Here is a 7,010-nt window from a genome sequence, read left to right on the forward strand (position 1 = left end):
GTCTGCCCCCATCGGACACAAGCAAGAAATTACTTGGCCGACATCAGAGCGACAGTGGTGTCGAGCATGCGGTTCGAAAAACCCCACTCGTTGTCGTACCACGACGACACCTTCACCAGGCGGCCGGACACCTTGGTCAGGGTCGAGTCGAAGGTGCTGGAAGCCGGGTTGTGGTTGAAGTCCACCGACACCAGGGGGTCGGTGTTGTAGTCGAGGATGCCCTTCAGTTCGCCTTCCGAGGCGGCCTTCAGGATCGCGTTGACTTCTTCGACGGTGGTGTCGCGCTTGGCGATGAACGACAGGTCGACGATCGACACGTTGATGGTCGGCACGCGGATCGCGAAGCCGTCCAGCTTGCCGTTCAGTTCGGGCAGCACCAGGCCCACCGCGGCGGCCGCGCCGGTCTTGGTGGGGATCATGCTTTGCGTGGCCGAACGGGCGCGGCGCAGGTCTTCGTGGTAGACGTCGGTCAGCACCTGGTCGTTGGTGTAGGCGTGGACGGTGGTCATCAGGCCGGACTCGACGCCCAGCTTGTCGTTCAGCGGCTTGACCAGCGGGGCCAGGCAGTTGGTGGTGCACGAGGCGTTGGAGATGACGGTGTCCGTCGACTTCAGCACGTTGTGGTTGACGCCGTACACGACGGTGGCGTCGACGTCCTTGCCGCCCGGGGCCGAGATCACGACCTTCTTGGCGCCACCCTTCAGGTGGGCGCCGGCCTTTTCCTTGGTGGTGAAGAAGCCGGTGCACTCGAGCACCACGTCGACCTTCAACTCGCCCCACGGCAGTTCGGCCGGGTTGCGGTTGGCCAGCACGCGGATGCGATCGCCGTTGACGACCATGTAGTCGCCGTCGACTTCGACGGTGCCCGGGAACTTGCCGTGGGCGGTGTCGAAACGCGTCAGGTGCGCGTTGGTCTTGGGATCGCCCAGGTCGTTGATGGCGACGATCTCGATGTCGTGCTTCTTGCCGCCTTCATAGTGGGCACGCAAGACGTTGCGGCCGATGCGGCCGTACCCGTTGATGGCTACGCGAATGGTCATGGCTGATGCTCCTCGTTTATTGCAAAACCTGCTTGACGGTCTCGGCCACCTTGTCGGCGGTCAGCCCGAAGAATTTGAACAGCGCGCCGGCCGGAGCGGACTCGCCGTAGCGGTCGATGCCGACCACGGCGCCTTCCAGGCCCACGTACTTGTGCCAGAAGGCGGTGACGCCGGCCTCGACCGCGACGCGCGGCAGGCCCTTGGGCAGCACGGAGGCCTTCCAGGCGGCATCCTGCTGGTCGAAGACGTCGGTGCTGGGCATGGAGACCACGCGCACGGCGATGCCTTCCTTGGCCAATTGCGCCTGGGCGTCCAGCGCCAGGCCGACTTCGGAGCCGGTGGCGATGATGACGGCGCGCGCGCCCTCGGCATCGCGCAGCACGTAGCCGCCGCGGGCGATGGCGGCGACGGTGTCGGCGTCGCGCGGCACGAACGGCAGGTTCTGGCGCGACAGCAGCAGCGCCGACGGGCCGCCTTCGCGCACGTCCATGCCGATGCTGGCGGGACGGCCGACGGCATGGCCCCAGGCCACGGCGGTCTCGGTGGTGTCGCAAGGACGCCAGAGCGACAGGTTGGGGATCAGGCGCAGGCTGGAGGCGTGCTCGATCGATTGGTGCGTGGGGCCGTCTTCGCCCAGGCCGATGGAGTCGTGGGTGAAGACGTGGACCACGCGCTGCTTCATCAGCGCGGCCATGCGGATGGCGTTGCGCGAATAGTCGGAGAACGTGAGGAACGTGCCGCCGAAGGGCAGGTAGCCGCCGTGCAGGGCCACGCCGTTCATGACGGCGGCCATGCCGAACTCGCGCACGCCGTAGTTGATGTGACGGCCGAACTTGATGCCGCCTTCGCCGGCGCGCACCGCGGCCACGCCCTTCCAGTCGGTGAAGTTGGAGCCGGTCAGGTCGGCCGAGCCGCCCAGCATCTCGGGCAGCGTGTCGACCAGCGCGGTGATGGCGAACTGCGAGGCCTTGCGCGAAGCGACGGTCTCGGCCTTCTCGACGGTGCTGGCCACGTAAGCCTGCAGCGTGTCGGCGAAGCCCTCGGGCAGGTCGCCCTTCATGCGGCGCGTGAATTCGGCGGCTTCGGCGGGGAAGGCGGCCGCGTAGGCGGCGAAGACCGTGTTCCAGTCGGCCTGCGACTGGGCGCCGTATTCGCGGGCGTTCCAGCCGTCGTAGACGTCTTGCGGGATGGCGAAGGGCTCGCCGGACCAGCCCAGCGCGGCGCGCGTGGCGGCGATTTCGTCCTTGCCCAGCGGGGCGCCGTGCACGTCGTGCGTGCCGGCCTTGTTGGGCGAACCCTTGCCGATGACGGTGCGGCAGACCACCAGCGTGGGCTTGGCCGATTGCGCGCGCGCCTGCTTGATGGCGGCGTCGACCGCGTCGACGTCATGGCCGTCCACGCCGCGCACGACGTTCCAGCCATAGCTTTCGAAACGCTTGGCGGTGTCGTCGGCGAACCAGTGCTCGACGTGGCCGTCGATGGAGATGCCGTTGTCGTCGTACAGCACGACCAGCTTGGACAGCTTCAGCGTGCCGGCCAGCGAGCAGGCCTCGTGCGAGACGCCTTCCATCAGGCAGCCGTCGCCCACGAACGCGTAGGTGTTGTGGTCGACGATGGTGTGGCCGGGCTTGTTGAATTCGGCGGCCAGCAGGGCTTCGGCCAATGCCATGCCCACGGCGTTGGACAGGCCCTGGCCCAGCGGGCCGGTGGTGGTTTCGACGCCCGGGGTGATGCCCACTTCGGGGTGGCCCGGCGTCTTGGAATGCAGTTGGCGAAATTGCTTGATCTCTTCGATCGGCAGGTCGTAGCCGGTCAGGTGCAGCAGCGCGTAGATCAGCATCGAGCCGTGGCCGTTGGACAGCACGAAGCGGTCGCGGTTGGCCCAGGCGGGATCAGCCGGGTTGTGGCGCAGGTTGCGCGTCCACAGCGCCTGGGCGATCTCGGCCATGCCCATGGGGGCCCCAGGGTGCCCGGAGTTGGCTTGCTGCACGGCATCCATTGCAAGCACGCGCAGGGCGTTGGCCAAGGGGTTGGGGGCTGCGGAGAGGCTCATTCGGCGGGCTCTTGGATCGAAGCGGTTGGACGCCGCGGCGGGCGCCGGCACCACGGCCGGCGCGGCCGCGGGAAGCACGAACGTTGCGGCACTGGGATTGCGCCAGGCGCGGGCCTGGAAAGCTCAAGATTTTAGCACCCGGCCGCGGACACCCCGCCCGGGCGGCGGATGTGCCGGGAACACCCCGGGAAGGGCCGGCGGGATGGACGACCGGCCCAGGGCGCGGACCGCTTGCCCCACGGCGGCGCGGCGCATGGGCCGGATGCGCGAGGACACCGGCGACCGCGCCGGGCTGCCCGGCGAGCTTTCATCCCGGGCGGTATGCGCGCCGATGCGCACGCGGCTGTGCAGACGGCAAAATGGTAGGCTAGCCGTCATTTCCCGCCTTCGTTCGCCGATGTCCCTGCCCCGCTTCTATTGCGACCTGCCGCTGGTTTCCGGCGCCCTGCTGCCACTGCCCGAGGCGCTGGCCCACCATGCCGTGCGCGTGCTGCGGGTGCGCGACGGCCAGGACATCGTGCTGTTCGACGGCCAGGGCGGCGAATATCCCGCCGTGCTGCGGGTGGAAGGCCGCGCGGTGCATGCCCAGTTGGGAGAACACCGTCCGCGCGAGGCCGAACTGGCCGGCGCCATCACGCTGGTGCAGGGCCTGCCCAGCGGCGACAAGATGGACTGGGTCGTGGAAAAGGCCGTGGAACTGGGTGCCGTGCGGGTGGTGCCGATCAGCGCGCAGCGCAGCGTGGTGCAGTTGTCCGGCGCCCGCGCCGACAAACGCCTGGCGCACTGGCGCCGCATCGCCCAATCGGCCGCCGAACAATGCGGCCGCAACCGCCTGATGCAGGTCGACGCGCCCGGCACGCTGGCGCAATGGCTGCGCGAAGCGCCGCAGGGCCCGCGCCTGCTGTGCCATCCCGAGGCCGACCTGTCGCTGTCGGACGTGCTGGCACAGGATCCCGCATCCCGCCACATCAGCCTGCTGGTGGGTCCGGAAGGCGGCTGGTCGGACACGGAGTTGCAGGCGGCCGGCCAGGCCGGCACGACGGCGGTGCGATTCGGCCCCCGCGTGCTGCGCACGGAAACCGCCGGCCTGGCCTTGATGGCGGCCGCCAGCGCCTTGCTGAAATGGTGAGCGACGTTTCGGCCTGATACCGGTCTTGGCACGGCGGCAGACCGCATCGCTCAGGCCGCACCTTGCAGGCCGCGCCTTGCAGGCCGCACCTTGCAGGCCGCACCGAAATAACTCGAAACAAGCGGGCGGCAACAAGCGCCGCGCCGGTCGGCTCAAGCCTCGCCGTAAGGGGCGGCGGCGATGCCTGGTTCGGGGTCGGGATGGCGGCCGGCATGTTCGACCACATAGCAGAACACACGGCCGTTCTCGGTGGCGAACTGCGCGGCATCGGCGCATACGCCCTCGATGCTGGCGGCGTCTTCCGTCAGCGCGGGATCGCCCGAATGCAGCCGGTACAGCCACAGCACCACGCCCTCCTTGTGGTCGAGCACGGTGTCGCACAGGCAGTCGTACAAAGCGTCCAGATTGCCGCCGAAATACTCGGGGAAGTCCACGGCCTTGGCCACGGCGCGCAACACGGCAGAGCGGCTGCGGGCACGATCGCAGTCAGCCACCATCAAGGTCATGCCGAGCTCTTGCGTTGCATCGACCATGGCCTGTTTCTCACCGCCATCATGATCGATGGCGCCACCACGTTTCAACTGGCGTTGCAGCGTTGCTTGGCCGTTACGCGTCATGCCTGGGCCTCCTGGAAAAACCTGGTGACTTCATCAATACGCCGCATCGTATCGGCATAACCCAGTTCGATCAATCGCCGTGTGTATCCGGCTTCGAACAGCAGATACGACATGAGCGCGCCGCCACCCGGACGGTCCGGGTCGGACGATACACCGAGTACGCGAAAAAGGGTATGGGCCTCGGATGGCAGGTCCTGCAGATGCTCCAGCGCCAGCTGGTCCAGCGACTGGCTGGGCGTGAGAGTCAGCACGTCGATACGGCGGGTGGACGCGCCTTCGGGCAGGTCCGCGTGCGCCAGCAGCGCGTTGGTGCGCTCCAGGCGCTCGACGTCCACCGCCAGGCTGTCCAGGAAGATGCTGGACATGGCATGCCCCGCCACCTGCGCCAGCGAAGGATACGGCGGGTCTTCGTGACGCTCCTCGGGATGGGTGTCGTCGCGGTAACCGGTGCCGATGACCAGCACGCGGTCGGCCCCCAGGTGGATGGCCGGGCTGATGGGCGCGAGCTGCCGCATCGAGCCGTCGCCGCACCACTCCACCTGGCCCTGCACCCGCACGGCACGCGCCGGGAACACGAACGGAATCGCCGACGACGCCAGCAGATGATCGACGGTGATCGGCGTGGGCACGGCACGCCGCAGGAAGCGGTGCCAGGGATCGATGGGGCGGCCCGCCTGGTAGAAGGTCAGATGCTCGCCGCTGGTGTAGCCCGACGCCGTGACGGCCAACGCCGACACGAAGCCATGCGACAGGTTGGCCTGCAGGCGATGGAAATTGACCGTGCGCGCCAGCAGTTCGGCCAACGGCGAGTTGTCCAGCAACGATCGCGGGCGCTTGTCGTGCCTGCCCGCCAGCATCCAGCCCAGCGACAGCAGCCCCAGCCAGCGCACGCCGGTGCGCGCCAGGCTGGACGCATCGGCGCGGTAGACCATCGACGTTTCCAGCGATTCCCAGAGCTTGCGCATGCGCGCCAGCGCCCGGTGCGGGGTATGGGCGCGGCAGGCCAGCGCCGCGGCGTTGATGGCGCCGGCCGAGGTGCCGCAGATGATGGGAAAAGGATTGACGAAGCCGGCGCGGCCATCGGGGTCGAGAATCTCGAGCACCGCGGCCAGCACGCCGACCTGGTAGGCGGCGCGCGCGCCGCCGCCCGTCAGCACCAGCCCGGTCGGCCGGACCAGCGGCCGATTCAGGGCAGGCATGCCGGATCCCGCGGACTCAACGCGGGGTGTTGGCATCCACCACCGACAGGGCGGTCATGTTGATGATGCGGCGCACCGTGGCGCTGGAGGTCAGGATGCTGACCGGCGCATTGGCGCCCAGCAGGAACGGGCCGACGGCCACGTTGCCGCCCGCGGCTGTCTTGAGCAGGTTGTACGCGATGTTGCCCGCGTCCACGTTGGGACAGACCAGCAGGTTGGCCTCGCCCTTGAGCGTGGACGACGGCAGGATGCGCATGCGCAGCGCCTCGTCCAGCGCGCAGTCGCCGTGCATCTCGCCGTCGATCTCCAGCTCGGGCGCGGCTTCGCGCACGCGCGCCAGCACTTCGCGCATCTTGGCGCCGGACGCCCAACTGCCGGTGCCGAAGTTCGAGCGCGACAACAGCGCCACCTTGGGCGCCAGGTTCAGGCGGCGCATCTCTTCCGCGGCGGACACGGTGAATTCCGCGATCTGCTCGGCCGTGGGGTCGTCGTTGACGTGCGTGTCCACCAGGGCCACCGTGCGCTCGTTCAGCAGCAGGATGTTCATGGCGGCGTAGGTCTTGGCGCCCGGGCGCTTGCCGATCACTTCGTCGATGAAGCGCAGGTGATCGTGATACGCGCCCACGGCGCCGCAGACCATGCCGTCTGCGTCCCCCACGCGCACCATCATCGCGCCGATCAGCGTCAGGCGGCGGCGCATTTCCACGCGCGCCATTTCCTTGGTGATGCCGCGACGGCACATCAGTTCCCAGTATGTCGTCCAGTACTGGTGGAAGCGCTCGTCGTACTCGGGGTTGGTGACCTCTACATCCTTGCCCAGTTGCAGGCGCAGGCCGTACTTCTCGATGCGCGCGGACAGCACGGCGGGCCGGCCCACCAGGATGGGACGGGCCAGGCCTTCGTCCACCACGGCCTGCACGGCGCGCAGCACGCGCTCGTCCTCGCCCTCGGTGAACACGATGCGCGACTTCG

Annotated in this window: 6 protein-coding genes; 1 reads left to right on the forward strand and 5 read right to left on the reverse strand. The window is 68.5% G+C overall.

The annotated features are described in order from the left end of the window. Window positions 1-29: 29 nt before the first annotated feature. Window positions 30-1,040, reverse strand: coding sequence for a type I glyceraldehyde-3-phosphate dehydrogenase (gap, locus tag A7W11_RS01095; protein ID WP_066406609.1), 1,011 nt, complete (start codon window positions 1,038-1,040; stop codon window positions 30-32). Between the two features lie 16 nt (window positions 1,041-1,056). Beyond that, window positions 1,057-3,093, reverse strand: a complete 2,037-nt coding sequence (gene tkt / locus A7W11_RS01100) for a transketolase (protein ID WP_066406618.1) — start codon at window positions 3,091-3,093, stop codon at window positions 1,057-1,059. A gap of 397 nt (window positions 3,094-3,490) precedes the next feature. On the opposite strand from tkt, the gene A7W11_RS01105 reads away from it, so the two are divergent. Continuing rightward, window positions 3,491-4,222, forward strand: a complete 732-nt coding sequence (locus A7W11_RS01105; protein WP_066406623.1) for a 16S rRNA (uracil(1498)-N(3))-methyltransferase — start codon at window positions 3,491-3,493, stop codon at window positions 4,220-4,222. Between the two features lie 152 nt (window positions 4,223-4,374). Here the strand turns inward: A7W11_RS01105 and A7W11_RS01110 are convergent, their stop codons facing one another. The 3 genes from A7W11_RS01110 to A7W11_RS01120 all read right to left on the reverse strand — a co-directional run. Then, window positions 4,375-4,839: a barstar family protein gene (locus tag A7W11_RS01110; RefSeq protein ID WP_066406624.1), complete on the reverse strand. Its 465-nt coding sequence runs from the start codon at window positions 4,837-4,839 to the stop codon at window positions 4,375-4,377. Continuing rightward, window positions 4,836-6,038, reverse strand: a complete 1,203-nt coding sequence (locus tag A7W11_RS01115; protein ID WP_235816770.1) for a patatin-like phospholipase family protein — start codon at window positions 6,036-6,038, stop codon at window positions 4,836-4,838. Before A7W11_RS01115 ends, A7W11_RS01110 begins: the two co-directional genes overlap by 4 nt. Before the next feature lie 16 nt (window positions 6,039-6,054). Then, window positions 6,055-7,010 (reverse strand): phosphate acyltransferase (locus tag A7W11_RS01120; protein WP_268874722.1); only part of this gene is annotated, 956 nt, incomplete at its 5' end.

The organism is Bordetella ansorpii, from assembly GCF_900078315.1.
Taxonomy (GTDB): Bacteria; Pseudomonadota; Gammaproteobacteria; order Burkholderiales; family Burkholderiaceae_B; genus Bordetella; species Bordetella ansorpii.

Bases quoted from the DNA above. Each gene is read 5' to 3' on its own strand.
- gap (WP_066406609.1), bottom strand. From the start codon at position 1,040: ATGACCATTCGCGTAGCCATCAACGGGTACGGCCGCATCGGCCGCAAC.
- tkt (WP_066406618.1), bottom strand. From the start codon at position 3,093: ATGAGCCTCTCCGCAGCCCCCAACCCCTTGGCCAACGCCCTGCGCGTG.
- A7W11_RS01105 (WP_066406623.1), top strand. From the start codon at position 3,491: ATGTCCCTGCCCCGCTTCTATTGCGACCTGCCGCTGGTTTCCGGCGCC.
- A7W11_RS01110 (WP_066406624.1), bottom strand. From the start codon at position 4,839: ATGACGCGTAACGGCCAAGCAACGCTGCAACGCCAGTTGAAACGTGGT.
- A7W11_RS01115 (WP_235816770.1), bottom strand. From the start codon at position 6,038: ATGCCTGCCCTGAATCGGCCGCTGGTCCGGCCGACCGGGCTGGTGCTG.